Here is a 24,670-nt window from a genome sequence, read left to right on the forward strand (position 1 = left end):
TCCAGGCTCCACCGGCCGCGCTGCGCCCCGCAAAGTGGTCCAAGCTCCACCAGCCGCACAACGCGGGTGATCCAGGCTCCACCGGCCGCGCTGCGCCCCGCAAAGTGGTCCAAGCTCCACCAGCCGCACAACGCGGGTGATCCAGGCTCCACCGGCCGCGCTGCGCGACCGAGCGCGGCGTGTCACCGAACGGCGTTTGCCGTGTCCTGCGCCGGGAAGTCGCGCAACGTGCGGGCCTCGGTGGCGAGCAGGGGTAGAGGGGCGAGGACGTAGAGGACGGCGAGTACCCACATGGCGGGCCGGATGCCGAGCGCCGAGGCCAGCAGGCCGGCGGTCGCCGCGCCGAACGGGATGGTGCCGAAGACGAAGATCCGCGATGCCGCGGTGACCCGGCCGAGCAGGTGCGCGGGCACGAAGTTGCCGCGGAACGTCATGGTCATCACGTTGGACATGGTGGCTCCGGCCAGCGCGAGGAAGGAGCCCGCCGCGAACAGTGTCAGGCGCCAGCCGTGGCCGCCGAGCGGCAGCAACAGCACGAACGGGGCGGCCGCGATGTTCGCCGCCAGGTAGGTGCGGGCGCTGCCGAAGCGGCGGGACGCGGGTGAGGCGAGTGCGGCGCCGAGGATGGCGCCGAGGCTGCCCACGCCGATCACCAGGCCCGCGGTCCCCGGTGCGGTCCCCTCGGCGCGCACCAGGAAGACGACGCGCAGGGCCGTGATGCCCAGCATCGCGAAGTTGGTCGCCGCCGCGACCACCAGCATGGCCTGCAGCAGGCGCCCGCGCACGATGAAGCCGATGCCCTCGGCGACCTGGCGCAGCATGCCCGGGCGATCGCCCGCGGACGGGCGCGGCTCCGGCCCGGAGCGCAGGCCGAGCAGGCAGGCCGCCGACACGAGGAAGGTGACGGCGTCGATGAGGACCCCGCTGACCGCGCCGGCCGCCTGGGCCAGGAGCCCACCGAGGCCCGGGCCGACGACCAGGGCGACCGACGCGCTGGTCTGCAGCCTGGCGTTGCCTTCCATGAGGTCGTCGGCGCCGACGAGACGGGGCAGGAACGCGTTGAACGCCACGTTGGCGAAGACACCGGCGGCCCCGGCGAGCAGGGCGGCCACCACCAGCAGGGTCATGCTCAGCGCGCCGGACCAGGCCGCGAGCGGGATGACGACGAGCACCGCCGCCGAGACGATGTCGGCGACCAGCAGCGTGCGGCGGCGCGGCCAGCGGTCGACCCAGACGCCGACCGGCAGGCCGATCAGTAGCCACGGCAACCAGGTGGCGGCGGTGAGCAGGGCGACCATGGCCGGGCCGGCATGCAGGGTCGAGACCGCCACCAGCGGGAGTGCCACCGTCGAGATCGCGGAGCCGACCGCGCTGGTGGACTGCCCGATCCACAGCAGGGAGAAGTTCCGCGTCCGCAGCAGCCCGCCGACGGGTCGCTTCATGGGCTGAGCGGCCGTTGCCTCGGACCGTCGATCATCTGGGCAGCATCACACGACGTGTGAGGGACCGTCGATCGTATTAGGCGCAGGAGGAGCAGGACGGAGGAGCGGCGGTGGGGGCTACGGGCCGCTCCAGATGCACAGGGCCAGCACGACGGCGATCGCGACGACGGCGATCGCGATCGTGTACGCCGGGGACAGGCCCGGCTGCTTGCTGCCCGTCAGGTTGGCCCGGGCCGCCTTCCACTCGCGGCGGTCCTTCGCCGAGGGTGTCTCCGCCGGCTTCTCCAGGTGCGTGCCCCCGGCCAGGCGGGTCAGCAGCTCGTCCACCGCCTCCCGCGTAGCGCCGCGCTCGGCGAGCCAGTCGGCGGCCGGGGACGTGCGGACCAGGGCGGCCAGGAGGTGTTCGGTGCCGATGTGCTCGGCGCCCGACTCCAGGGCCACGCGCAACGACTGCTCCAGCACGGCCTTGGTCGCCGGGTCGAACGGGGTCTCCGTCGGGGAGGGCGGCAGGTCGGCGGCGGGCCACGGGTCGGTCCAGATCGCGGCCGCGTTGCCGGCGCGGTGGGCGTGCAGGGCCTGGGCCAGGTCCATCGGGGAGATCGTGGTGCGGTCGTCGGCGGTGGCGAACGAGGGCAGCCGGGCGATCACGGCACGGGCATCGGTCGTGAAACGGGAGAACACGAGAGACCTTTCTACCCCAGCCCGGAACGCCCGGCGGCGGCACGGGCATCGGTCGTGAAACGGCAGAACACGAGAGACCTTTCTACCCCAGCCCGGCACCGCGGCGGCAACCGGAGGCACGCACGCTTCAGCCATGACGCGCAAGATATTCACGGCAATGGCGGCCGTGGTCGCAGCGGCGGCGCTCGTGCCAAGTCCGGCAAGCGCGGCGCTACCCGCGCCCACCGCTACCGCCAAGGCCAAGGCCACCGCCAAGGCCACCGCCGAGGCCAAGGCCACGGCCGCGAAGCAACAGGCCAAAGCCCGTGCTATGTGGTTATGGTCGCAGGCGAACCCGGCCGCCGTGGTCGCCTGGGCGAACAAACAGGGCGTGAAGGAGATCTTCGCGGCGGTCCCCTGGCAGCCCTCGGCCGCCGAGGTCAAGCGCCTGCGCGACCTGCGCGCGCGGACGAAGGCGGCGGGGATCAGGCTCTCCGCGCTCGGCGGGGACCCGAGCTGGGCGGTCAACCCCCAGAACGCCGTGGCGTGGCGGCAGCGGGTCAGCGCGCTGCGGCTGTTCGACGGGGTGCACCTCGATGTCGAGCCGTACCTCCTGCCGAACTGGCTCAAGGACCAGCCCGCGATTGCGGCGAGCTATCTCACCATGCTCGACGCCGTGCGCCGGGCGGGGCCGGAGCCGCTCGAGGCCGACGTGCCCTTCTGGCTGGCGACGGTCAAGGTCGGCTCGCAGAACCTGGCCGAGGCCGTCATCGCGCGCGTCGACGCGATCACCGTCATGTCGTACCGCGACAGTGGCTCCGCCGTCCTCGCCGTCGGCACCGACCTGCTGACCCGGGCCCAGGCTGGCCGCAAGCCCGTCCGGCTCGCGGCGGAGACCCAGCCGACGAGCGACTGCACCTACTGCACCTTCGCCGGCCGGACCCAGGCCGCGCTCCAGCAGCAGCTCGCCGCGATCGACGCGGGCGCCCGGGGCTACGGCACCTACCAGGGCATCGCGGTACACGACTACGACACCTGGTCAAACATCAACTGAGCACCGTACGCTACGACCCGACGCCGATGCGTTCTGCTGCGACCCGCCACGTTGTGCAGTCCGCCTCAGCCCGCCGCGCGCCGTGGCCGGACGGGTTCGGGAGGCCGTGCACTGCCGTCTACGAGGATGGGAGGGCCGGCGGGATGCCTGCTGCGCCGGAACGTGTCAGCGTCGGGTTCGAGGGTGATTCGGCGGGCGAGGGCCCGCTGTCGTGGGGTCAGCTGGAGAACTGGTCCGCGATCGTGAAACAGGGCACGTGGCTGCCGTTAGGCGGCGTGAAACCGTTAGCCCCCGGCACCACCGTCGACGACGTGGCCGACGAGCTGCGATACCTCATGAGCCGCTACGAGCCGATGCGCACCCTGCTGCGGTTCGCGCCCGACGGCACGCCGACGCAGGTGGTGTACCGCAGCGGCGAGATCGACCTCGAGATCGTCGACGCGGGCGAGGCCGATGCCCAGCGCGTCGCCGACGAGCTCTGCGACGCGTGGCGGGGCAAGCAGCTCGACTTCGCCACCGAGTGGCCGCTGCGCATGGCGGTCGTGCGCCGCGACGACACACTCACGCACATGGCGGTGCTCATCTCGCACTTCGTCACCGACGCGGCCGGCGCGCTGACGATGCTCGCCGAGGTCGCCGCGCGCACCGACACGCCAGTCCAGGGGCTGCAGCCGCTCGCGCAGGCGCACTGGCAGTCGTCGCCGGCCGGGCAGCGGCACAACGCGGCGGCGCAACGCTACTGGGAGGGCATCCTGGGCACGGTCGCGCCGGACCGGTTCCCGAAGCCGCAGGTCACCGAGGCGCCCCGGTACTGGCACGGCGAGTACACCTCCCCCGGCCTCGGCATCGCGGCGCGGCACTGGGCCCAGAGCACCGGCCTGGACAGCTCGACCGTGCTCCTGGCGGCGTTCGCGGGCGCGCTGCACAACGTGCTCGGCACCGACCCGGTGGTCATCCGGCCGATGGTGAGCAACCGGTTCCGGCCGGGACTCGCCGGTGTCGTGTGCACACTCGCGCAGGCCGGGCTGCTCAGTCTGCCGGCCGCGGGCGGGGACTTCGCCGAGCTGCTCGCGCGGGCGCGGCGGGTGACGACGGCGGCGTACAAGTACGCGTACTTCCATCACGCCGGTATGCAGGAGCTCATCGACCGGTACGACGTCGAGATCGGCTGCTACTTCAACGACCGCCGCGGCCCGTCCCGCGACGAGCCGATCGAGCCCGGCGAGTCCGCGTTCCGGTGGGTCACGGCCCAGGACGCGCCGTCGTTCGAGCCGCTGTTCGTGCACGTGGACGACGTGCCGGGCACACTGCGCCTGAGCCTCTACCTGGACGCGGCCCACCTCGAACCGAAGGCCGCGGAAGAAATCATGCGGGAAATGGAGCGTCTGGCCGCGCCATAGGCCGCGCCTTACAGGGCGGGAAATGGGGCGTCCGGCCGCACCATAGGCCGCGCCTTACAAGGCGGGAAATGGAGCGTCCGGCCGCACCGTAGCGGCGTCCACAACGTCCAAGGCGTCCGCCGGGGCGATCGCGGCCAACGGGCCCGACGCCCCGAAGCGGTGCCCCTGGCCGAAACGGCAGCCGAGCGCCGCCATCGCCGAGGCCTGCTCGTCGGTCTCGACACCCTCGGCCACCACCGCGACGCCCATCCCCGTGCAGATCTGCACGATCGAGCGGCAGATCGCCTCGCTGCGGCCCCCGCCGACCGTGAACGTGCGGTCGAGCTTGACCTCGTCGACGGGCATGGCGTGCAGCTGGGCGAGGGCGTTGTACCCGGTGCCGAAGTCGTCGAGCGCGAAGCGCACCCCGAAGCGGCCCAGGCGGTGCACGGCCGCCGCGGCCTCGGCGAGGTCGGGCAGCGGCGCGGTCTCGGTCAGCTCCAGTACCAGCCGGTGCGGGACGAGGCCGTGCCGGAGCACGGCCTCGCGCACGGTGTCCTCGTGCTCGGGGCGGCCCAGGCGCGCGGCCGAGGCGTTGACGTGCACGGCGATCCCGGCCCACGGGCCGCGGAAGGCGGCGGCGTCGCGGCAGGCGCGGTCGAGCACGAAGTCGTCGACGAGCCGGATGAGGCCGATCTCCTCGGCGGTGGCGATGAACACGTCGGTGGGGACCGGGCCGAGGCTCGGGTGGGTCCAGCGGGCGAGCGCCTCGACGGCGACGACGGTGGCGTCGGCCAGCCGGACGATCGGCTGGTAGTGCACGTCGAGGCCGTTGCCGTCGCGCAGGGTGGCGGCGAGCGCCTCGGCCAGATCCGAGCTGCCCCGGCCGTCCGGGAGGTCGACGCGGTACCGCACCAGCGTCCCCTTCCCCTGGCGCTTGCCCGCGTACATGGCGGCGTCGGCCCGGCGCAGCAGCGCGTCGGCGCTCGGCACGGTGCCGTGCTCGCCCGCCTGCACCAGCCCGACGCTCACGCCCACGCTGACGCTCTCGCCGTCGAACTCGAAGGGCCGGCCGATGGCGTCCATGATGCGCTCGGCCGTCTCGCCGGGGTCGCCGCCGCCCTCGAGCAGCACCGCGAACTCGTCGCCGCCGACCCGGGCCACGGTGTCGGAGTCACGCACGGCCGCGCGCAGGCGCCCGGCGGCGTGGCGCAGCAGCCGGTCCCCGGTGTGGTGGCCGAAGCGGTCGTTGACGGCCTTGAAGTCGTCGAGGTCGCAGAAGAGCACGGCCAGCGGGCGGCCGTCGCGGTGGTGCAGGGCCAGCGCGTGCTCGAGCCGGTCGTGGAACAGCACCCGGTTCGACAGGCCGGTGAGCGCGTCGTGGAAGGCCTGGTACGTCAGCCGCGCCTGGCTGTCGGAGACGCGGTCGAGCAGCATCGCGTTCTCGATGAGCGTCACCGCCTGGCGGATGATGAGCAGCGAGATGACCGCGGTCTCCACGGCGATCTCGACGCCGTCCATGTTGATGCCCCGCACGAGCTGGACGATGAGCAGCACGCCGGTGCCGGCGACGGGGACGTAGGGCAGCATGAGGTGGGCCCAGCGCGCGTGCCGGGCGGCCGGGGGGGCCGTGTCCGGGCGGGCCGGGGTGAGCGCGGCGACGGCGACGAGCGCCATGCCGGCGACGAACCCGGCGTCGGCCAGCGGCGGCATGCTGTCGGCGCCCTTGGAGACCAGGTAGGCGAAGACGCTGTCGGAGAAGGCCAGGCACAGCAGCCCGGCGCCGAGGATCGTCAGCTGGCCGCGGCCGGCCGGCGCGGACGCGGCCAGCAGCAGGATGACGATGACGGTCAGCACGAGGTCGGTGACCGGGTAGGCGATGGCGACGGAGTACGCGAACGGGGTCGCCGCGCCCGCGCGCGCCACCGAGCCGAGCGTGGTCGCCCAGGTGAGCACGAACAGCGCGCCGACCACGATGAGCCCGTCGAGCACCATCACCAGCTGGCCGGGGCGCCGCCGCGGGGCGTCGGCGGGCGGGCGGGCGGCCGCGAGCGAGACGACGGCCGGCAGCGCGAAGACGGGCAGGGTCAGGTAGCCGGCGTCGGCGAGCGACGGCGAGGGCAGGGCGTTGTCGCGGAACAGCTGGTAGAAGCTCCAGATGAACTGGCCGATGGTCCAGCCGCAGGCGGCCGCGCCCATCCAGAGCCGCCAGCGCCGCTGGGCGCCGGTGTGCCGGGGCGCGCCGAGCCAGCAGGCGAGGGTCGCCGCGAGCCCGGCGCCGAACTGACCGAGGTCGTCGACGAACTGCGACCACCACGGGGAGAGCAGGCCCGAGCCGCCGAGCCCGACGACGACGGCCACGGAGGCGGCCGCGACGAGCAGCGGCTTCGACGCAGGTCCGCGCGGCAACTGAATCCATCCTCACCCGACGTGATCAGGACGGTACGCGCGATACCGTATCAGCCACGCACCTCGATGGCTTCGGCGGCGGCCAGGAACTCCTCGCGTGTCAGCGGCGGGGCACCGCCCTGGCGGTAGCGGACCATGAGCGCGAGGTCGTTGTCGGGGAGCCGCTGGTCGACCTCCAGCGCGTAGGGGTCCTCGTAGAAGCTGGCGGGGCGCGCGTGCAGCGACGCGAACTGCGAGTCCTGGCGGGCCGGGAGCCCGGGGGCGAGGGTCGCGGTCAGGATGCCCCGGTCCTCGGCGGAGGCGTCGGCGGTCACGGTCGCCGACCAGCGGTCCGCGTCCATGAGGCTCTGGGTGTACCGGATGACAGGCTCCTCCCCCGGCGTCCACCCGAGGATCAGCCGCTTGTCCAGCCACAGCGAATGATCCGCGACGGACGCGGCGAGCTGCAGCACCTGGGTCCGGCTCAAACCGGTCCGCACGGCCTCGAACGAGACCACGCCGCCGAGCCGGGCCGGCCAGGTCACCGTCGCGGAGTCCGGCAGGCCGTCCACGAGCACGCCGCGCACCGCGCCGACGCCGACCGGCTCCCCCTCGGGCAGGCCGCCGGCGCGCACGGTCAGCGTCAGGTGCGGCAGGCTTCCCGCGTCCGACGCGAGCGGGTCGAGCGGTGTCTCGGTGTAGATCCGCGAGGCCGTCACCCAGGTGGGGCCCTCCTCGATGGTGCGCAGCCGCTCGCGGTAGTCGCCGGGCGGGTGCTCGAGCTCGTAGGGCATGGCCACCAGCGGCTCGGACCGCGTCGGCGACGGTCGGGCCGAGGGCGGTCCGGCCGGGAGGTTTCGTTCGGGTGTACCGACCGGCAGCAGGACGATCGCCACGACGGCCAGGATCGCGGCGACGGCGGCGAGCGCGAACCCGGTGCGCCGGCGGCGGGCCCGGCGCCGGCGCAGGGCGGGCAGGGCGGCCAGGATGCGGTCGAGGTCGGGCGTGGTGGCCGCGGCGCGCTCCTGCTGGGCCCGGCGCACGAGGGTCTCGATCGGGTCGGTCATCGCGGCTCTCCGTTTCCCGCCGGCAGCATGGCGCCCGGCAGCGAGGCGCGCAGGGTGGTGAGCGCCCGCAGCAGGTGCGTGCGCACGGTGCTCTCCCGGCAGCCCAGCTCGTCGGCGATCTCCTCGACGGGCAGGTCGGCGTAGAAGCGCAGGGCGATGACGGCGCGCTGCCGGGGCGGCAGCGCGCCGATCAGGCGCATGACGGCGTCCCGGTCGTCGTAGCGGCCGGTCGGGTCGCTCTGCGGCGCGAGCAGGCTCTCGAGCGCCTCCCCGGCGTGGACCGTGCGGGAGGCCCGGCGGCGCCGCCACGAGAGGAACTCGTTGACGAGCATCCGCTGGACGTACCGCTCCGGCGCGTCCAGCCGCCGGATGCGCTCCCAGCGCGCCTGGGCCCGGACCAGCACGTTCTGCACGATGTCCTCGGCCAGGTCGGCGTCCCAGGTGACGACCGACGCGTAGCGCACCAGCGCCCCGAGCCGGGCCGTCACGAACTCCTCGAACGTCACGGCACCTCAACGCATCGGCGCGGGCGGAACGGCTACACGGCTCACGAACTTTTTCTAACCCCGCCGCCGGGACCGCCGCCGGCGGGGTCCGGGCCGCCTCAGAAGGTCCCGGCGGCCTCGACGGCATCCGCCCGGGCGCGGGCGCGGCGGGCGTCGACGTCGGCGGCGGCCAGGTTGGGGCGGAACTCGACCGCCGCGATGTCGGTGATGCCGGCCCAGCGCAGCCAGCCCTCGAGGAACGGGGCCTGGTGGTCCGCGCCGAACGCCGGGCCGCGCCCGTCGCCGTAGACCGCGCTGGTGTAGATGACGGCGGCCTTGCGCCCGGTGACGAGGCCGGAGTAGCCGAGCTCGCCGTCGAAGCCGAAGACCATCCCGGGCTGGCTGACCACGTCGATGAACTGCTTCAGGATGTACGGAACGCCGGCGTTCCACATCGGAACCGAGAACAGGTACCGGTCGGCGGCCGCGAACCGCTCGAACGCGGCCCGGGCCCGGCGCCACGCCTCGGCACCCGGGCCGGCGGGCTCCCGGCCCGCGAACACGTCCATCTTCGCGGCCGCGGCGGCGGGGCCGAACTCGGGCAGGGTGCCGTCCCACAGGTCCCACTCGCCGACCTCGTCGCCGGGGTGCAGCCGGCGGTACGCCTCCAGGAAGGTGCCCGCGAGGGCGAGCGACTCCGACCGCTCGCCCCGCGGGGAGGCCGAGATGTGCAGCAGCTTGGACATGGCGTCCTCCTCATTCGTGTGCGTGCGCACGCACTTGTCGATGCGCCGAAGGTAGCCAAAGTGCGTGCGCGCGCACAAGACTGCTACGGTGTGACCATGGACTCCACGGCGGCCTGGGCCGCGCTGCTGCGCGTGCACGCGGCGCTGACGCCCGTGCTCGACCAGGAGCTGCAGGCCGCCCACGGGCTGCCGCTGACGTGGTACGACGTGCTGCTCGAGCTCGACGCCGCCCCCGGCCGCCGGCTCACCATGTCCGCCCTGGGCGCCGCCGCGGTGGTCAGCCGCAGCCGGGTGAGCCGCGTCGTCGACGAGCTCGTGCGGGCGGGCCTGGTCGAGCGCGTCGCCAACCCGGACGACAAGCGCTCGGCCTTCGCCAAGCTCACCCCGGCCGGCCGCGCCCGCCTGAAGGCGGCCGCGCCCACCTACCTGGCCGGCATCGAGCGCCACTTCACCGGCCGGATGACCCGCGCCGAGGCCCAGTCCGTCGCCGCCGCGCTGGGCAAGGTGCTGCGCGCGCACGACGCATCGATCGTCGTGCCGCTCGGCCGGTCCCGCTGACCGGTTCGTGCGCGGGCGGCCCGCACGGTAGGGTCACGCCTCGTGATGCGCGTGCTGCCGCCCCTGCTCGTCATCGGCGGCCCGGCGGGGGCGGGCAAGAGCAGCATCGCCGGCGCCGTGGCCGAGCTGGTCGACGCCCCGGTGGTGGGCCTGGCCGACAGCGCCGGGCCGGACCAGCACAGCGTGGACCTGCCGTCGCTGCAGCAGCGCCTCGACGAGCACGAGGAGGCCCCGCTCGTCGTGGTCGAGGGGGTGTACGCGCTGGCCCTGCCCCCGATCCGCTGGGCCGCGCGCTGGACCGTCTACGTGGACACGCCCCTGGACCTGAGCCTGGCCCGCCGCGCGCTGAGCCAGGACGACCCGCGCCCGGTGCTGCGCGCCTACCTCGGCGGCGGCCGCGAGGCCCACGCGCGCACCGTGGCGCCCGGCCGCCAGCTCGCCGACCTGGTGGTGGACGGCTCCGAGGACCTGCCCGACATCGCGGCCCGCATTCACGCCTTCATCCGCCGCCGCGCCTGACCCGCGGTGGTGAGGACCGCGACGACGGCCAGCACCACCAGCGCCGCCGCCAGTGCCGAGGCGGGCGGGCCCAGCGGTGGCCAGCCGCGCAGTTGCGGCGGGGCGCCCGCGGCCCAGGCCGCCGCCGTCGCCGGCACCGCCACCACCCCCGCGAACACGACCAGCAGCACGGCCGCGAGCGGCTCGACGGCGCGGGCGCGGCGGCCGGAGAGCCCCTGGGCCCGCAGCGCCCGCAGGTCGCCCGACGAGCCCTCGACCGTCCCGCTCAGCAGCGCCGCCGCCGCGAGCACCACCGCCAGCACGCCCGCCACGAGGTAGAAGCGCAGACCCAGTGCCGCGCCCTCCCCCGCCAGGGCGGCCCGTGCGCCGGCGATCGTGCGCCGCTCGTCCACCGTCACGCCCGCGGCCGCGATCGCATCGGTCACCGACGGGGGCGCGTCCGCCGCGAGCCAGACCTCCGCACCCGTCGCGGTGCTGTCCGCGCTGAGCCGGTCCGCGTACTCGAGGTCGACCAGCAGCCCGCTCGTGCCCAGCCGCGGCAGGCGCGGGACGGTCGCGGCCACCTCGGCCGTCAGCGGGCGCTGGCGGTCGAAGACGGTCAGCCCGCCGTCGGGCGGGAGCGGGCCCGTCGAGACCACCGGGAGCGTGGCCGGGCCGTCGTCCGGGCGCAGGACGCCGGTGGCCGCGCCCGGGCCGGGCGGGAGCTTCAGCAGCAGGTCCGTGCCCTGGGCCGTGGCCGTGCCGCCGGGCGGGGGCCGCCAGGCCGTCGACGGCGGGTCGTGCCAGGTCAGCTCCAGCGCCGCGCCCGCGTAGGGAGCCAGGCGGAACGCCACCTGCAGCAGGACGCAGCCGCCGGAGCAGGGGGCCGCGGCCGTGTACGTGTGGCGGCCGGGCAGGACGGCGCCGAACTCGATCGTCGCGTTCGGGCGGCCGTCGAGCGGGGCGAGCACCGCCGAGAAGGCGTCGTCGGTGCGGTCCAGGTGGGTGACGTCGAGGTCGAGGCTCAGCGACGTTCCGCGCACCACCGTGCGCTCCCGCAGGCCGGCCGGGTGGAGCCGCGCCGCGTAGCCGGGGCCGAAGCCCACGAACGGCGACGTGACGGCCAGGCCGCCCGGGAAGGGGACGACCGCCATGGCGTACCGCCCGTCCGGGTCGGCGGCGCGCACGGCGTCGAGCAGCGCCCGGCGGCTCGGGGCGCCGACGGACAGTACCGTTGCCGCCCCCAACTCCCGCTCGGCCTGCTCGGCGCGGCGCCGCTCGGCGGTGGTGGTGGCCGCGGCCGCGAACGCCAGCGAGGACAGGGCGACCACGAGCACGGCGAGCAGGCGCGCCGACGACGGGCGGCGGGCCAGCCACAGCCCGGCCAGCGCGCCCGTGAGCCGGCCGCGGCGCAGGGCCGCGCGGCCCAGGCGAGCCGCGAGGGCGGGCGCGGCGACGGCGGCCAGCAGCGCGGCGGCCAGCAGGACCAGGGCGGGCGCGAGGGCGGCCACCCCGCCGCTGGAGCCGCGGACCTGGAACGTGGCCGCGGCCGCGGCCACGGCGGCGAACGCGGCCAGCCGGGCGCCCCACCGTCCACTTCGGACATCGACGCGGCGCAGCAGGGCGGTGACCGGGCCGGAGACGGTACGGATGCCGGCCACCAGCCCCGCCAGCAGCGCCCCGAGCACGGCCACGGCCGCGTAGAGCAACGCCCCCGGGGTGCTCCAGCCGCCGATCGCGGTGAAGCCGGCCAGCGCGCCGAGCAGCATCGGCACCAGCGTCTCGCCCGTCGCCAGCCACCAGCGGCCGGGGCGGGACACGCCGCGCAGGGCGATGACCCCGTGCTCGAAGCGGCGGGCCCGGGTCGCGGCGGCCACGGCGAGGATGATGACCGCCCACGCGAGCACCAGCACCGGCGCGACGGCGAACGGCACCGTGCGGCGCACCTCGGCCCGGCGCTCGTCGATGCGGTCCAGCAGGCCGCCGAGGTCGGTGGTGAGCCGCGCGCCGCTGTTGGCGCGCCGCTGCGACGCCGTCACCCACTCGCGCAACTCGCCGAGGTGGGGCACGCTGATCGCGCCCGGCGTCGGGTACGCGTCGAACGTCTGCAGGTCGGCCGGGCGAACGAAGGTGGCCAGGGTGCGCCGGTCGACCGCGAACGCCGGGCCGCCCGCGTCGGTCAGGGCGCCGCCGCTGCCCCAGTAGGGGTCGGTGCCGTCGGCCGCGCGCACGATGCCGACGACGGTGACCGGCGTGGCCGGGCCGGCCGCGAGGTAGCGGTTCTGGGTGGAGTCGAACATCGAGCCGGTCAGCGCGATCGCGTCGCCCGGGCGCAGGTGCAGCCGATCGGCCGCCCGCACGCCGAGGACCGCGTCGCCGGTGCCCATCAGGCACCGTCCGGCGACGACGACCACGTGGTCGCAGAGGCCTTCGCGGTACACCACCCGCGAGAGCTGCTCCGGGTCGGCCACCGGGACCTCGGCCGGCTGCGCGGCGAACTGCGAGGAGAAGACCGACGCGTAGCCGGGCGCGTCGAGCCAGCCGGAGCCGAGCCGCTCGAACGTGTTCGGCATCGTGCCGTCGTTGCCGGACTCCACGGTGCCGCTGACGAGGATGTTGCGCTCCCGGACGGAGGCCTGCGCGACCGCGGCGTCGACGATGCGCCGGTCGGTGCGCTCGACGTAGACGGGCGCGGCCACGGCCGCGACCGTCGCCAGCGCGGTCAGCAGCGCGACGGTCAGGGCCCGGCCGGGGCGGGACCGCAGCATCCCGAGCACCAGGGCGGTCATCGGCGGCCCGCCCGCAGGAGCGCGACGGCGCCGAAGACCACCAGCGCGGCCAGGCCGGCGAGCAGCAGCGCCAGGGGCTGGATCGCGGGCGGCGTCACCGGCCACGAGTCCGTGAAGGCCCGCACGGGCGGAGGGGCCAGGGCCCGCAGCAGTACCGCCGACACGACGCCCACCACCACCGCCAGGAGCACGGGGGCCAGCGCGGCGCGCCGCTCGACCCGCGCCAGCAACCCGTGCGGCACGCCCTGCCGGCGCAGGGCCGCCGTCTCCGCGTCCCGGTCGCGGCGGTCGACGGCGGCGACCACGAACGCGGCCACCGCGGCGAGCAGCAGCACGATCCCGGCCCCGGCCACGTCGCCGAGCGCGGCCACGGCCGGGGCGAGCCGGTCGGCCCGGTCCGTGGCCGCGGCGACGCTGTCGCTGCCGGTGATGTCGAGGCCGGCCGCGCGCAGGCGCCCGATGACGGCGTCGCCGGCGCCCGGGGCCAGCCACACCTCGGGGCGCTCGGCGGACGGGACGGTGCCGACGGCCACGGCCGCGATCCGCGCCGCGTACTCGAGGTCGACGACGATGCCGGAGCCGCCGCCGCGCGGGACGAGGGCGGCCGGGCGGGGCGCCAGCGGTACCGAGGCCCCGAAGACGCTCGCCGCGGGCTGGTCGTGGCGGTCGTTGTCCGCGGCGCCCCCGGCGGCCAGGGCGGGCAGCGGGACCGGGGCGTCGATGACGTACAGCCGGCTGTCCACCGGCCGCCGGGTGCGCGCCTGCGCGTCGCCGATGCGCAGCACCCCGCCGGTCTGCACGATCTGGATGCCGGCGCTCGCCTGGGCCACGGTGGTGCGCCAGCGGGCCGGGTCGGCGAAGACGTCCCCGGCGATGACCGTCGCGCCGCCCGCGCTGAGCTCGCGCAGCTCGACGGGGGCCTTGAGCGCCCCGTCGGCCTCGACCGCCTCGACGCGGCAGCCGCGGTCGCAGGCCGGGACGACGGCGGTGAGGGGCTCGGCCCGCGGCGACAGCGGCCCGAACTCGGCCACCGCCTGCTCGCCGGTGCCCTCGGCGGCCAACAGGAACCGCACCCGGTTCCCGTCGCCGCTCGCGCGCAGGGCCAGGTCGGTGCCGGTGAACCGCAGCGGCGCGGGGGCGCTCGGGTGCAGCGCGGCGCCGTCGACCCCGGCGACCGCCCGCAGGCGCGCGGCGTCGACGGCGACGACCGGCGAGGCGGCGGAGGCGCCGGTGACGACCACGGCCATCGCCTCGCGCCCGCCCGGGTCGGCGGCGCGGACGGCGGCGAGCAGGCGCTCCCGGGCGACCGGGGCGACGCGCAGGACCCGGTCGGCGCCCATCTCCACCCGCGCCCGCTCGGCCCGCGCGGAGTCGCCGCCCTGCCAGTCCTGGGCGGCCAGCGCGAGCACGCAGGTGGCGGCGGCGAGCAGGGGAATGATGCGGAAGGCGGTGCGCCGGCGCCCCAGCGTCAGCCCCGCCAGCGCCCCGCTCAGCCGGCCCGCGGCAAGCGCCTGGCGCCCGTAGAGGCCGGCGGCGGCCAGCAGCAGCCGGGTCCCGAGCACCCCGAGCCCGGCCGCGACGAGGAGCGGGGCGACCTGCGCCAGCCCGAAGCCGGTGTCGCGGCGCACGTCGGCGGCGGGCGCGGCGACGAGCTGGAAGAGGGCCGCGGCGGCCAGGCCGAGCGCGCAGACCTCGGCGGTGGCGGCCGCGAGGGGGCGGCGCGGGCGCACGTCGCGCATGAGCTCGGTGACCCCGCCGCGGGTGGCGCTCCAGTCGGCGGCGGCGACGATGACGACCCCGGCCGCGAACAGCCGCGGCGACCAGATCGAGCCGAGCGCGAGCGGCACCAGGCTCTGCCCGGCGGTCGCGGCCCGGATGCGCCAGCGGGGCAGGCCGCGCACGGCCAGCCGGGCGGCGTCGCCGCGGCGCTCCTGGGCGGCGTAGGCGGCCGCGACCGCGACGGCCAGCCCGCCGAAGAGCAGGATCTGCGCCTCGGCGAGGCCGATCCCGCGGCGCACCGAGCGGCGGTCGGCGGCCACGGCGTCGGCGAGCGCGGCCGCGCCGGAGGTGACCTCGAGGCGGGCCGCCCGCAGCCGGTCGAGCACCGTGCGCAGCTCGGCGGCGTCGTCGAACGCCTCCGGCTCCAGCACCGCGTCGTAGGTGGCGGTGACGGTCGCCCCGGCCGCGGCGACCGTCGGGGCGGTGGTGTAGGCGGCCACCCCGTCCTGGCCGGCCCAGAACCAGCCTGCCGGGTCCGCCGGGGCGAAGATGCCGACGACCTCCAGCGGCACGGGCGTCGCGGTCAGCCCGGTCTCGTGCACGAGCTTCGCGCCGACCCCGGCGCCGAGCAGCCGGGCCAGCTCCTCCGGGAGCACCACCTCGCCGTCGGCGTTGACGCACCGGCCCTGCTTGAGCGTCAGGTTCGCGCACAGCCGCTCGGCAGAGCGCAGCTCGGCGCTCTGCCGCCGGGCGCCCGCCGGGCCGAGAAGGTCGCCGGCGAGGCGCAGGCCGCCGGCGCGCTCGTCCACGGGCACGTGGACGAGGTTGCCCATCCGCCGCAGCACGTCCTCGGGCCGGTCGCCGGGGGCCACGGTGCCGCGCACGTGCAGGGTGCGCTCGGCGACGGTGGCGGCCGCGACCCGGGCCCGCGCGGCGTCCTGCCCGGCGGTGCCGGCGGCGCGGGCGGCGGCCCCGGCCGCGACCACGGTCATCGCCGCGAGCGCCAGCATCACCAGCGCCTGCACCCGCCGAGCCCGCAGCGCCCCGAACACCAGCCCCAGCATCGCTCAGACCCTAGTACCTCTTCAGCTCAGAACGGCCACGAGAAACTCCGACTCCGGCGTGAACGGGCGTAGATCCCAGGTCGACAGCAGCACGTCCCGGGACAGTCCCGCGGCGGCCGCGTCGGCGAGGAAGTCCTCGAAGGCGTAGCCGCGCCCGGCGCCGAAGCCGACCACCACCCGCCCGCCCTCGCGCAGGTGCGCCTTGAACCGGCGCAGGATCTCCACCCGGGTCGAGGGCGCGACGAAGGCGATGACGTTGCCGGCGCAGACGACGGCGTCGAAGCCCGGCGCCGGCAGGTCCAGCTCGGCGAGGTCGCCGACCAGCCACGACGGGCCGGGGTGGTCCTGCTCGGCCACGGCCACCAGCTCGGGGTCGAAGTCGACGCCGACGACCTCGTGGCCGGCCGCGTGCAGGAACGCGCCGACCCGCCCGGTGCCGCTGCCGGCGTCGAGGATCCGGGCCCCGCGGGGCACCATGGCGTCGATGAGCCGCGCCTCCCCGGCCAGGTCCTCCCCCCTGGCGGCCAGGTCCCGGAAGCGCTGGACATACCACCCGGTGTGCCCGGGCTCCTCGGCCTTGCGCCGCAACCAGGCGTTCTCCTCGGCCACGCGGACATCCTCTCGTCGGTGGTCTCCGTGAAAGTTCCATTCTGCTCAACCGGGCCGCCGGGGCGCCGATGGGGCACTCGTGCGGTCCGAACTCGACGGCGGGGTCGTCAGCGCCGATGCCCTGCAGGGCATCGTGTGGCAGGTGTGGACCGCCTACCTCGGCGCGAGCCCGCCGGCCGAGCCGCTGCCCGCCGCCGCCTTCGCCGGGCCGTTCGATGTCACCGCGGGCGTCTCGATCGCGGGCGCCTGGCACGGGCACGTGATCCTGCGCTGCCGGGTGGACGGGGCCGCCGCCATGGCCGCCGCGATGCTGGAGATGCCGATCGGCAGCGTCCGGCTCGAAGACATCGTCGACGCCGCCGGGGAGCTGATGAACATCATCGCCGGGAACGTGAAGAGCCTGCTGCCGCAGCCGTCGATCGTCGCCCTGCCGCAGGTCGTGCTGGGCGAGGCGGACGTGGTGTGGCCGGGCAGCGTCGCCTCCTGCGAGCTGCGCACCGGCTTCGAGGAGTGGGCGATGCAGCTGTCGGTGATGGAGATCGACGGCGGAGTGCGGCACTGAGCCGGCAGCCGGACACCACAGCGAGACCATCCGGAGCGTCCAGTGACCGAAGACCTCAGCGACCTCGAGCGGCTGCGTGCGATCACGCGGTACGACCTCGGCGACCCCGAGCTGCGCCACGCCCTCGGGGTCATCACGGCGGAGACGGCGCAGCGCCTGCACGGCTCCCTCACCGCCGTGAACATCCTGCTCGACCGGGCGGTGCTGACCATGGCCTCGCACGGCGCGGAGCACACCATGACCGCCGCGGTCGGCGGGGCCCCGGCCGAGTGGTCCTTCTGCAGCCGGGTGGTGACCGAGGGCCGGCCGCAGGTGATCGACGACGTGACCCTGGACACCCGCGGGGACGTCGACGGCGGCCCGCTCGCGGCGGCCGGCATCCGCTCCTACGCGGGGGTGCCGATCGCGACCGATGACGGGCACACCATCGGCACCCACTGCGCGCTGCACCCGCTGGGCGGGCAGTACGACGAGGGCACGATCGCGGTGCTGGAGGCGGCCGCCGGCCGGATCAGGCACGAGCTGGACCAGGTCCTGGTCGGCTAGCCCAGCAGGCTGACGACGTCGACCACGCCGTCGACCCGCTCGACCCGGCGGACGAAGGACGGGATCGCGGCCTCGCGCCCGACCTCGCCGAGCAGGGTCACGACGCCGTCGGCGACCTCGACCCGCACGCCGGTGCGCGCGCAGAGCCCGGCGACCTCGCGGCGGATCTCCTCGTCGCTGCGCAGGAAGACCTTGAGCAGATCGCGGCGGGTCACCATGCCGAGCAGCCGGCCGGTCGCGTCGACCACGGGGAGGCGCTTGAGCCCGGCCGCGTCCATGACCCGGGCGGCCCCGGGCAGCGCGGCGGTGCCGGAGACCGTGATCGCCGGGGCGGTCATGAGCTCGCCGGCCGCGGTCGCGTGCATCTTGGCGCCCGCGCGCTCGATCTTGGGCAGCAGATCGGCCGAGGACACCACGCCGATCACGCGGTCGGCGCCGTCGACGACCGGGACCGCGTTCACGCCGTGCGCCTCGAGCAGATCCACGATCTCCTTGAACGGGGTGTCCTCCGTCACCGACACCGCCCCGAATGTCATGACATCCGCGACATTCCACCGACTCATGGCGGTCCTCCTTCGCATCTGCCCCGACCGTAGGCGAGGGCCGGAGCGGGGCGGCAGGGCCGAAGGACCCGTCCGTGCGGTACAGTGGCCGCGTGATGCTGGGTTATCGCGCGTTTACCGTGGCTCCGGGTGGAGCCGGCGGCTGTTCGCGCTGACCTAGTTCACCCGGAGCCAGCAGGGGCAGAGACGTCGTCGTCTCTGCCCTTCGTCGTGTCAGACGGCGGGCGCTGGTGTCACCGGGGCCCGCCTCCTTGGAAGGAACCGAGACGGGCATGGAAACCAGCAACCTCCGCGTCACCGGCTACCGCCCGCTGTTCTCGCCGCGGGAGCTCACCGCCGAGTTGCCGATGGACGACGAGCGGGCCGCGGTCGTGCAGCGCGGCCGCGATGCCGTGCACCGCATCGTGACCGGCGCCGACGACCGGCTCCTCGTGGTCGTCGGGCCCTGCTCGGTGCACGATCCCGTGGCGGCGGTGGACTACGCGCGGCGCCTGGCCGCCGCCGCCGAGCGCCTGTCCGCCGATCTCGCCGTGGTCATGCGGGTGTACTTCGAGAAGCCCCGCACCACCGTCGGCTGGAAGGGCCTCATCAACGACCCCGGGCTGGACGAGACCTTCGACGTGCCCCGCGGCCTGCGCCTGGCCCGGGAGCTCCTGCTCGACGTGCTCGGCCTCGGCCTGCCGGTCGGGTGCGAGTTCCTGGAGCCGACCAGCCCGCAGTACATCGCCGACGCCGTCTCGTGGGGCGCGATCGGCGCCCGGACGCCGGAGAGCCAGGTGCACCGCCAGCTCGCGTCGGGCCTGTCGATGCCGGTGGGCTTCAAGAACGGCACCGACGGCGACGTGCAGGTGGCGATCGACGGGTGCCGGACCGCCGCGAGCCGGCACGTGTTCTTCGGCGTGGACGAGGACGGGCGGGCCGCGGTCGTGTCCACCACCGGCAACCCCGACTGCCACATCATCCTGCGGGGCGCGCGGACCGGCCCGAACTACGGGCCGGGCGACGTCGCCGACGCGCTCGCCCGCCTGGAGAAGGCGCAGATGCCGCGCCGGCTCGTGGTGGACGCGAGCCACGGCAACAGCGGCAAGGACCACGTGCGGCAGGCGACGGTGACCCGGGAGGTCGCCGAGCAGGTGGCGGCCGGCCAGGACGGGATCGCCGGGGTGATGCTCGAGAGCTTCCTCGTCGCCGGGCGGCAGGACCTCGGGGGCGAGCTGACGTACGGCCAGAGCGTCACGGACGCGTGCATGTCCTGGGACACGACGGAGGCGCTGCTGGACGAGCTGGCCGCCGCCGTCCGCGGCCGCCGGGCCGGCTGAGCGCTCAGGCGAAGACCGGTGGCTGTCCGGTCGCCTCGAGCACGGACAGCCACAGGTCGCCGCCGGGGTCGACGAGGTTGCGCGAGCTGATGGCCAGGGCGATCGGCACGTGGACGAACCGGCCCCGCCAGCGGCCGACCACCATCTCGGTGCGCCCGGCCATCGCCGCGTGCACGGCGGCGTGGGCCAGGCGGATGCAGTACACGCTGTCGTACGGATCGGCCGGCACGCTGCGGATGGTGTAGCTCGGGTCGATGTACTTGAGGTTGGCCTCGACCCCGGCGGCGGCGAAGTGCTCGGCGATGCGCCCGCGCAGATACCGCCCGAAGTCCTCCAGCCGCACGTTGCCCGAGGCGTCCTGCCCCTTCGCGGACAGGTACTCCTGCCCCGCCCCCTCGGCCACGACCACCATCGCGTGCCCGCGGTCCACGACGCGGCGGCGCAGGTGCTCGAGGAAGCCGCCCGGCCCGTCGAGCGCGAACGGCACCTCGGGGATGAGCACGTAGTCGGCGTCGTTGTTGGCGAGGGCCGCGTAGCAGGCGATGAACCCCGAGTGCCGGCCCATGAGCTGCACCAGCCCGATGCCGTTGGGGAACGCGGTCGCCTCGACGTGCGCGGCGCGGATCGCCTCCGTCGCCTTGCCGAACGCGGTCTGGAAGCCGAAGGAGCGCTCGATGTAGGGGATGTCGTTGTCGATGGTCTTGGGCACCCCGACGACGGCGACGCGCAGGCCCCGCTCCGCGACCGTCTCGGCGATGCGCAGCGCGCCGCGCATCGAGCCGTCGCCGCCGATCACGAACAGCACGTTGATGCTGAGCTGCTCCAGGCAGTCCACGATCTCGTCCGGGTCCTGGTTGCCGCGCGACGTGCCGAGGATGGTGCCGCCGTACTCGTTGATGCCCGCGACCACGTCGGGGCTCAGATCCACGACCGGCCTGCCGTAACGCGCGGTCATCCCCTGGTACCCGTTGCGGAAGCCCACGATCCGGCGCACCCCGTAGTGGTTGGTGAGCTCCAGCACCAGCGCCCGGATGACGTCGTTGAGCCCCGGGCACAGGCCGCCGCAGGTGACGATGCCGACCCGCGTCTTGGACGGGTCGAAGTAGATCTTCGAGCGCGGGCCGCCGGGCTCGAACCCGGGCAGCTCGGCCACCGGCACCCCGCGGGCGGCGACGAGCGCGACGGTGTCGTCCAGCAGCACCCGGTCCGCCTCGTCCACGTAGTGCCGCGTGGTGCCCTGCCGGCGCAGCAGCGCCGAGAGCGGCGAGTCGATCCGGCCCTCGCCGAGCCGGGCGACCTCGAGCTGCGCGCGTTCGTCGACCATGCCCACCATGCTCCGCCCGGGGCGTTTCACCCGGGTTAATCGGTTGAGGCGATGGCCGTACGACCCCAAGCTGAAGGGATGCGGGTCACGTTCATCCGGTTTCCCGACCACCAGCGGGCGCACGTGGTGGTGGCCCGCGACGACGGCGTCGTCTACAAGCTCGACTCGGGCCCGGCGAGCGCCGAGACGCCGCACGACCTGGTGCACTTCACGGTCGAGGACGCGCTCGGCATCGCCGACGGCATCTGGGGCGCCATCGCCGGCGGGGTCGTCTTCCGCAGCATGCACCACGAGTCGGGCCGCCGGCCGCCGCACGCCGCCGAGCGCTCGAAGGACCTGATCCGCGAGCACCGCGAGCTGCTGCAGCGGGCCGAGCTCATCGGCGGGCTGTGCGAGCGGGCCGCGCACGGCGGCCTCGCGGCGCGCGAACCCTTCATGCCGCTCACCACCGAGCAGCTGGACACCGCCGTGGCCGCCCTGCGCCGGGCGGACGCGGCGTGGTCGAAGCTGCGGGTCGGCGAGGAGCTCGAGCTGCGGTGGCCGGCCTGGTGCCGGATCACAGCAGCGGCGACGCCTGCGAAGACGGAACGACCGGGACGATCTCGAAGTCGACGAGGTCGTTCCAGCGCGTGACCCACGCCATGAGCAGGGTCAGGTCGTCGCACTCCATGAGCTGGTAGCAGCGGCCGAAGTCGGCGGCGACCCAGCTGTCGACGTAGCGCAGCCTGTCGGGCAGCTGCCGGCCCTGGGCGCGGGCCCGCTCGTACACCGGCCGGGGCTGCCCGCCGCGGAAGGTCTCGATCACCATGAACAGCATGGTTGCGACCATAGCGACCGGGTCCCGGACGACCACCCCACCGGCGCCGTCCGGGACCCGGGCGTTTTCTAGGCGGGCAGCGTCCAGCGCTGGTTCGCGCCCGCGAAACAGGTCCAGATCTGCAGCCGCGCGCCGTCGGCCGTCGAGTTGTCGGTGACGTCGAGGCACTTGCCCAGCGCCCGCAGGGTCCCGTCCGCGTTCGCCGTCCAGCTCTGCGCGGCCGAGCCGTTGCAGTCGTACAGCTGGATCTTCGCCCCGTCCGCGGAGCTGGCCGAGGTCACGTCGAGGCACTTGCCCAGCGCGCGGATGGTGCCGTCGGTGCCGACCGTCCACTGCTGCGCGCCGGTGCCGTTGCAGGTGTAGAGCTGCACCGCCGCCCCGTTCGCGGAACTGGCCCCGGCGACGTCGACGCACTTGCCGCCGAGGCCGGTGATCGGCCCGGTCCGCGACGGCGTGGTCGTGGTCCCGGCCTTCCACGTGAACGTCGCCGAGGTCTTCGTCGGCAGGCTGTACGTGAAGTGCTGGCCGTTCCAGTTGACGGTCACCGCCTGGGTGCTGCCGGTGTTGTTGTACGCGATGAGCGCGCGGGTGCCGTCGGTGTTGAGGTACGCGATGTTCGGCACGCTCGCGTTCGCCGTGGAGTCCACGCGCCAGGCGCCGGGCTGCACGAACTTGGTCAGGTGGCCCATCGTGTAGTACTCGATGGTGTAGTCGACCTGGCCGGAGCGCGAATCTCCGTTGTGGACGGTGATCAGGCCGGTGCAGGTCCCGCAGCCGCCGTAGTGCGGGCCCATGTTCTGGTCCACGGCCAGGCTCCACTTGGTGAAGCTCTTGGACCAGTTCCGGCCGTAGTCGATCAGGTTGAGCATGTCCTCCTGCTGCTGGTTGGCGATCCAGGTGCCGCCGGAGTGCTCGGTGCTGTACGCGTCGAGGTTCGGGTACTGGTTGTGCACCGACGTCTGCTTGGTGACGTCGCCGCCGTAGCCGTGCCAGGCGATGCCGCCGAAGAGGGAGTCGTTGCGGATCGCGGCGTCGTTGACGGACTGGGCCGCGTAGGAGTCGTACACGTCCCAGTTCCAGTCGTGCACGAGCACCTTCGTGGACAGGCCCGCCGCGTGGAAGGCCGGCAGCAGGTTCGAGCCGACGAAGTAGTCGAGGCCGTTGGCGTTCCAGCTCATCGACGGGTATCCGGCGCAGCAGGTGGGCTCGTTCTGCGGGGTCACGAAGTCGACCTTCACGCCCTGCGCCTGGTAGGCCTGGACGTACTTCACGAAGTACTGGGCGTAGGCCGCGTAGTACTGGGACTGCAGCCAGCCGCCGTTGAGGCTGCCGCTGTCCTTCATCCAGCCCGGTGCCGTCCACGGGCTCGCCATCGTGGTCAGCTTCGGGTTGAGCTGCTGGGCCTGCTTGGTCAGCGGGAGCACGTCGGCGAGGTCGTGGGCGATGCTGAAGTTCGCCAGGCTCGGGTCGGTCTGGCCGGCGGGGCGGTCGTCGTAGGAGTACCCGGTCCGGGCCAGGTCCGAGGCGCCCATGGGGTTGCGCAGGAAGCTCAGGCCGATGCCGTTGACCGGGTCGAAGAGCTTCTGCATCACGGCGGCGCGGGTGCTCGCGGACAGGGCGCCGGAGCTGTTCATGAGCCAGGCCGCGGTGTCGGTGAACGAGGCCCCGCCGCCGGTGAAGGTCTGGTAGCGGGTGGCGTCGTTGACGGTGATGTTCTGCCCGCTGCCGCCGGTGCCGGCGCTGAACCCGACGGCGGCCTGCTGGGCCAGGCCCCGGGTGACGGTGCGGCCGCCGGCGTCGCTGGTCGTGGTGAGCCAGACGTTCACGGACTCGCCGGCCGCGAGCGCGTGCGGCGCGGCGATGAAACCAACCGCGCCAAGGGCGGCCGCCGCGAGCGCGGCGATCCCGTAGCGAAGTCTCATGTGGCCTCCTAGGCCAGGGTGAAGGCGGTGCGGACGCCGACGGCGATGTAACGGAATGAAACGTCCTGTAACATCGCTGGGCATCAGCAAACCGCTGCGAGGATTGACTGTCAAGACTCCTAAGAGAAAGAGACGACAATGGCGGGCCATAGACGGGTGACTGTGCGCGACATCGCGGCCGAGACCGGGATGTCGATCGCGACCGTCTCGCGCGCGCTCAACGACCACCACGCGGTCACGCCCGCGACCCGGGCGCTGGTGCACGAGGCGGCCGAGCGGCTGCGGGCCCGCATCGGGGTGAGCGGCAAGCCCAAGGGCGGGACGGTCTTCGTGCGCTGCCCCTACGTGCTCACCGACTACTTCGGCCTGATCGTCTCCTCGATCGCCGAGACGCTGGCCCTGCACGGCCGCCAGCTCGTGCTCACCGCGGGCGAGGCGGCCCAGCGCACCCCGCTGCTGGCCGACCTCGACGGCCGCGAGGGCGTCACCGGCGTGATCGTGATCCTGCCCCCGGAGCCCGGCGACGACCTCGTCGAGCTGCAACGGCGCCGGATGCCGTTCGTGGTCGTCGACCCGCGCACGACGCTGCCCCGCGACATCGTCTCGGTCTCGGCCGCGCACTTCGCCGGCGCCCGCCGCCTCACCGGCCACCTGGTCGAGCTCGGGCACCGGCGCATCGGCGTCATCGGCGGCCCGACCGAGTGGCTGGCCAGCGACGCGCGGCTCGCCGGGCACAACGCGGCCCTGGCCGACGTCGGCGTGCTGCCGTCCGGGGAGCTGCTGCGCAGCGTCGAGCCGACCACCGAGCGCGGCCACCGCGCCGCCGGCGAGCTGCTCGACCAGCCCGAGCGCCCGACCGCGCTGGTCTGCTTCAACGACAAGGCCGCCGTCGGCGCGCTGCGGGCCGCGGCCGAGCGCGGGCTGCGGGTGCCGCAGGATCTCTCCATCACCGGCTTCGATGACCTCGACCTGGCCCAGGCCACCGGCCTGACCACGGTGCGCCAGCCGCTGCCGGAGATGGGCCGCATGGCGGTGTCGCTGCTGGTCCGGCTGCTGGAGCAGCACGAGCTCGACGCCCTGCACGTGGAGCTGGCCACGGAACTCGTCGTGCGTTCATCGACCGCCCTGCCACCTCTCGGCTGACGAAGTGCGATCCTGG

22 protein-coding genes are annotated in these 24,670 nt (G+C 74.7%); 9 read left to right on the forward strand and 13 right to left on the reverse strand.

Features of this window, described 5'->3' with window-relative positions; genetic code table 11:
* Positions 1 to 182 precede the first annotated feature (182 nt).
* Positions 183 to 1,442 carry an MFS transporter gene (locus tag ABT369_RS53200; protein WP_350625558.1) on the reverse strand — a complete coding sequence of 420 codons (1,260 nt, stop codon included), beginning with the start codon at positions 1,440 to 1,442 and terminating at the stop codon, positions 183 to 185.
* Positions 1,443 to 1,559: 117 nt separating this feature from the next.
* A complete protein-coding gene (locus ABT369_RS53205; protein WP_350625560.1) occupies positions 1,560 to 2,123 on the reverse strand; it encodes a Clp protease N-terminal domain-containing protein in 564 nt (187 codons plus the stop codon).
* Between the two features lie 133 nt (positions 2,124 to 2,256).
* Here ABT369_RS53205 and ABT369_RS53210 point away from each other — a divergent pair, with 133 nt between their 5' ends.
* Positions 2,257 to 3,156, forward strand: coding sequence for a hypothetical protein (locus ABT369_RS53210; RefSeq protein WP_350625562.1), 900 nt, complete (start codon positions 2,257 to 2,259; stop codon positions 3,154 to 3,156).
* Between the two features lie 275 nt (positions 3,157 to 3,431).
* Positions 3,432 to 4,556: a condensation domain-containing protein gene (locus ABT369_RS53215; RefSeq protein WP_350625564.1), complete on the forward strand. Its 1,125-nt coding sequence runs from the start codon at positions 3,432 to 3,434 to the stop codon at positions 4,554 to 4,556.
* Positions 4,557 to 4,610: 54 nt separating this feature from the next.
* On the opposite strand, the gene ABT369_RS53220 is transcribed toward ABT369_RS53215, so the two are convergent.
* The 4 genes from ABT369_RS53220 to ABT369_RS53235 form a co-directional block, all read right to left on the reverse strand.
* The gene (locus ABT369_RS53220; protein ID WP_350625566.1) at positions 4,611 to 6,944 is read right to left on the reverse strand and encodes a putative bifunctional diguanylate cyclase/phosphodiesterase; all 2,334 of its coding nucleotides are present in this window, start codon (positions 6,942 to 6,944) and stop codon (positions 4,611 to 4,613) included.
* Positions 6,945 to 6,994: 50 nt separating this feature from the next.
* On the reverse strand, positions 6,995 to 7,990 hold the full coding sequence (locus tag ABT369_RS53225; protein WP_350625568.1) for a hypothetical protein: 996 nt from the start codon (positions 7,988 to 7,990) through the stop codon (positions 6,995 to 6,997).
* A complete protein-coding gene (locus ABT369_RS53230) occupies positions 7,987 to 8,496 on the reverse strand; it encodes a SigE family RNA polymerase sigma factor (RefSeq protein ID WP_350625570.1) in 510 nt (169 codons plus the stop codon). Before ABT369_RS53230 ends, ABT369_RS53225 begins: the two co-directional genes overlap by 4 nt.
* A gap of 98 nt (positions 8,497 to 8,594) precedes the next feature.
* The gene (locus ABT369_RS53235; protein ID WP_350625572.1) at positions 8,595 to 9,221 is read right to left on the reverse strand and encodes an FMN-dependent NADH-azoreductase; all 627 of its coding nucleotides are present in this window, start codon (positions 9,219 to 9,221) and stop codon (positions 8,595 to 8,597) included.
* A gap of 96 nt (positions 9,222 to 9,317) precedes the next feature.
* Here ABT369_RS53235 and ABT369_RS53240 point away from each other — a divergent pair, with 96 nt between their 5' ends.
* Positions 9,318 to 9,779: a MarR family winged helix-turn-helix transcriptional regulator gene (locus ABT369_RS53240; RefSeq protein ID WP_350625574.1), complete on the forward strand. Its 462-nt coding sequence runs from the start codon at positions 9,318 to 9,320 to the stop codon at positions 9,777 to 9,779.
* A gap of 42 nt (positions 9,780 to 9,821) precedes the next feature.
* Positions 9,822 to 10,298 carry a hypothetical protein gene (locus tag ABT369_RS53245; protein ID WP_350625576.1) on the forward strand — a complete coding sequence of 159 codons (477 nt, stop codon included), beginning with the start codon at positions 9,822 to 9,824 and terminating at the stop codon, positions 10,296 to 10,298.
* Here ABT369_RS53245 and ABT369_RS53250 read toward each other — a convergent pair.
* The 3 genes from ABT369_RS53250 to ABT369_RS53260 are packed head-to-tail and all read right to left on the reverse strand — an operon-like array spanning position 10,271 to position 16,458.
* Positions 10,271 to 13,066 carry a hypothetical protein gene (locus tag ABT369_RS53250; protein WP_350625578.1) on the reverse strand — a complete coding sequence of 932 codons (2,796 nt, stop codon included), beginning with the start codon at positions 13,064 to 13,066 and terminating at the stop codon, positions 10,271 to 10,273. The two genes, ABT369_RS53245 and ABT369_RS53250, sit on opposite strands and share 28 nt — an antisense overlap.
* Positions 13,063 to 15,849, reverse strand: coding sequence for a hypothetical protein (locus tag ABT369_RS53255; protein ID WP_350625580.1), 2,787 nt, complete (start codon positions 15,847 to 15,849; stop codon positions 13,063 to 13,065). The genes ABT369_RS53250 and ABT369_RS53255 overlap by 4 nt, the downstream gene beginning before the upstream one ends.
* A 21-nt stretch (positions 15,850 to 15,870) precedes the next feature.
* Positions 15,871 to 16,458 carry a class I SAM-dependent methyltransferase gene (locus ABT369_RS53260; protein WP_350625582.1) on the reverse strand — a complete coding sequence of 196 codons (588 nt, stop codon included), beginning with the start codon at positions 16,456 to 16,458 and terminating at the stop codon, positions 15,871 to 15,873.
* 79 nt (positions 16,459 to 16,537) lie between these two features.
* Between ABT369_RS53260 and ABT369_RS53265 the strand changes: the two genes are divergently transcribed.
* A complete protein-coding gene (locus tag ABT369_RS53265; RefSeq protein WP_350625584.1) occupies positions 16,538 to 17,020 on the forward strand; it encodes a chemotaxis protein CheX in 483 nt (160 codons plus the stop codon).
* A 42-nt stretch (positions 17,021 to 17,062) separates the two neighbouring features.
* A complete protein-coding gene (locus ABT369_RS53270) occupies positions 17,063 to 17,566 on the forward strand; it encodes a GAF domain-containing protein (RefSeq protein WP_350625586.1) in 504 nt (167 codons plus the stop codon).
* Here the strand turns inward: ABT369_RS53270 and ABT369_RS53275 are convergent.
* Entirely contained in the window at positions 17,563 to 18,129 is a 567-nt protein-coding gene (locus ABT369_RS53275) for a CBS domain-containing protein (RefSeq protein WP_350625588.1), read from the reverse strand. The genes ABT369_RS53270 and ABT369_RS53275 overlap by 4 nt on opposite strands.
* A gap of 272 nt (positions 18,130 to 18,401) precedes the next feature.
* On the opposite strand from ABT369_RS53275, the gene ABT369_RS53280 reads away from it, so the two are divergent.
* Entirely contained in the window at positions 18,402 to 19,448 is a 1,047-nt protein-coding gene (locus tag ABT369_RS53280) for a 3-deoxy-7-phosphoheptulonate synthase (protein WP_350625590.1), read from the forward strand.
* Between the two features lie 4 nt (positions 19,449 to 19,452).
* Here ABT369_RS53280 and ABT369_RS53285 read toward each other — a convergent pair whose 3' ends face one another.
* Positions 19,453 to 20,772, reverse strand: a complete 1,320-nt coding sequence (locus ABT369_RS53285) for an ATP-dependent 6-phosphofructokinase (protein WP_350625592.1) — start codon at positions 20,770 to 20,772, stop codon at positions 19,453 to 19,455.
* A 78-nt stretch (positions 20,773 to 20,850) separates the two neighbouring features.
* On the opposite strand from ABT369_RS53285, the gene ABT369_RS53290 reads away from it, so the two are divergent.
* The gene (locus tag ABT369_RS53290) at positions 20,851 to 21,405 is read left to right on the forward strand and encodes a hypothetical protein (RefSeq protein WP_350625594.1); all 555 of its coding nucleotides are present in this window, start codon (positions 20,851 to 20,853) and stop codon (positions 21,403 to 21,405) included.
* Here the strand turns inward: ABT369_RS53290 and ABT369_RS53295 are convergent.
* Positions 21,329 to 21,589 (reverse strand): DUF3303 domain-containing protein, encoded by a 261-nt coding sequence (locus ABT369_RS53295; RefSeq protein WP_350625596.1) that lies wholly within the window; start codon positions 21,587 to 21,589, stop codon positions 21,329 to 21,331. The genes ABT369_RS53290 and ABT369_RS53295 overlap by 77 nt on opposite strands.
* Before the next feature lie 68 nt (positions 21,590 to 21,657).
* A complete protein-coding gene (locus tag ABT369_RS53300) occupies positions 21,658 to 23,511 on the reverse strand; it encodes a ricin-type beta-trefoil lectin domain protein (RefSeq protein WP_350625598.1) in 1,854 nt (617 codons plus the stop codon).
* Positions 23,512 to 23,667: 156 nt separating this feature from the next.
* On the opposite strand from ABT369_RS53300, the gene ABT369_RS53305 reads away from it, so the two are divergent.
* Positions 23,668 to 24,654, forward strand: coding sequence for a LacI family DNA-binding transcriptional regulator (locus tag ABT369_RS53305; protein ID WP_350625600.1), 987 nt, complete (start codon positions 23,668 to 23,670; stop codon positions 24,652 to 24,654).
* The last annotated feature ends 16 nt before the right edge of the window (positions 24,655 to 24,670 follow it).

The sequence above is a fragment of the Dactylosporangium sp. NPDC000244 genome (genome assembly GCF_040300725.1).
Lineage (GTDB): Bacteria > Actinomycetota > Actinomycetes > Mycobacteriales > Micromonosporaceae > Dactylosporangium.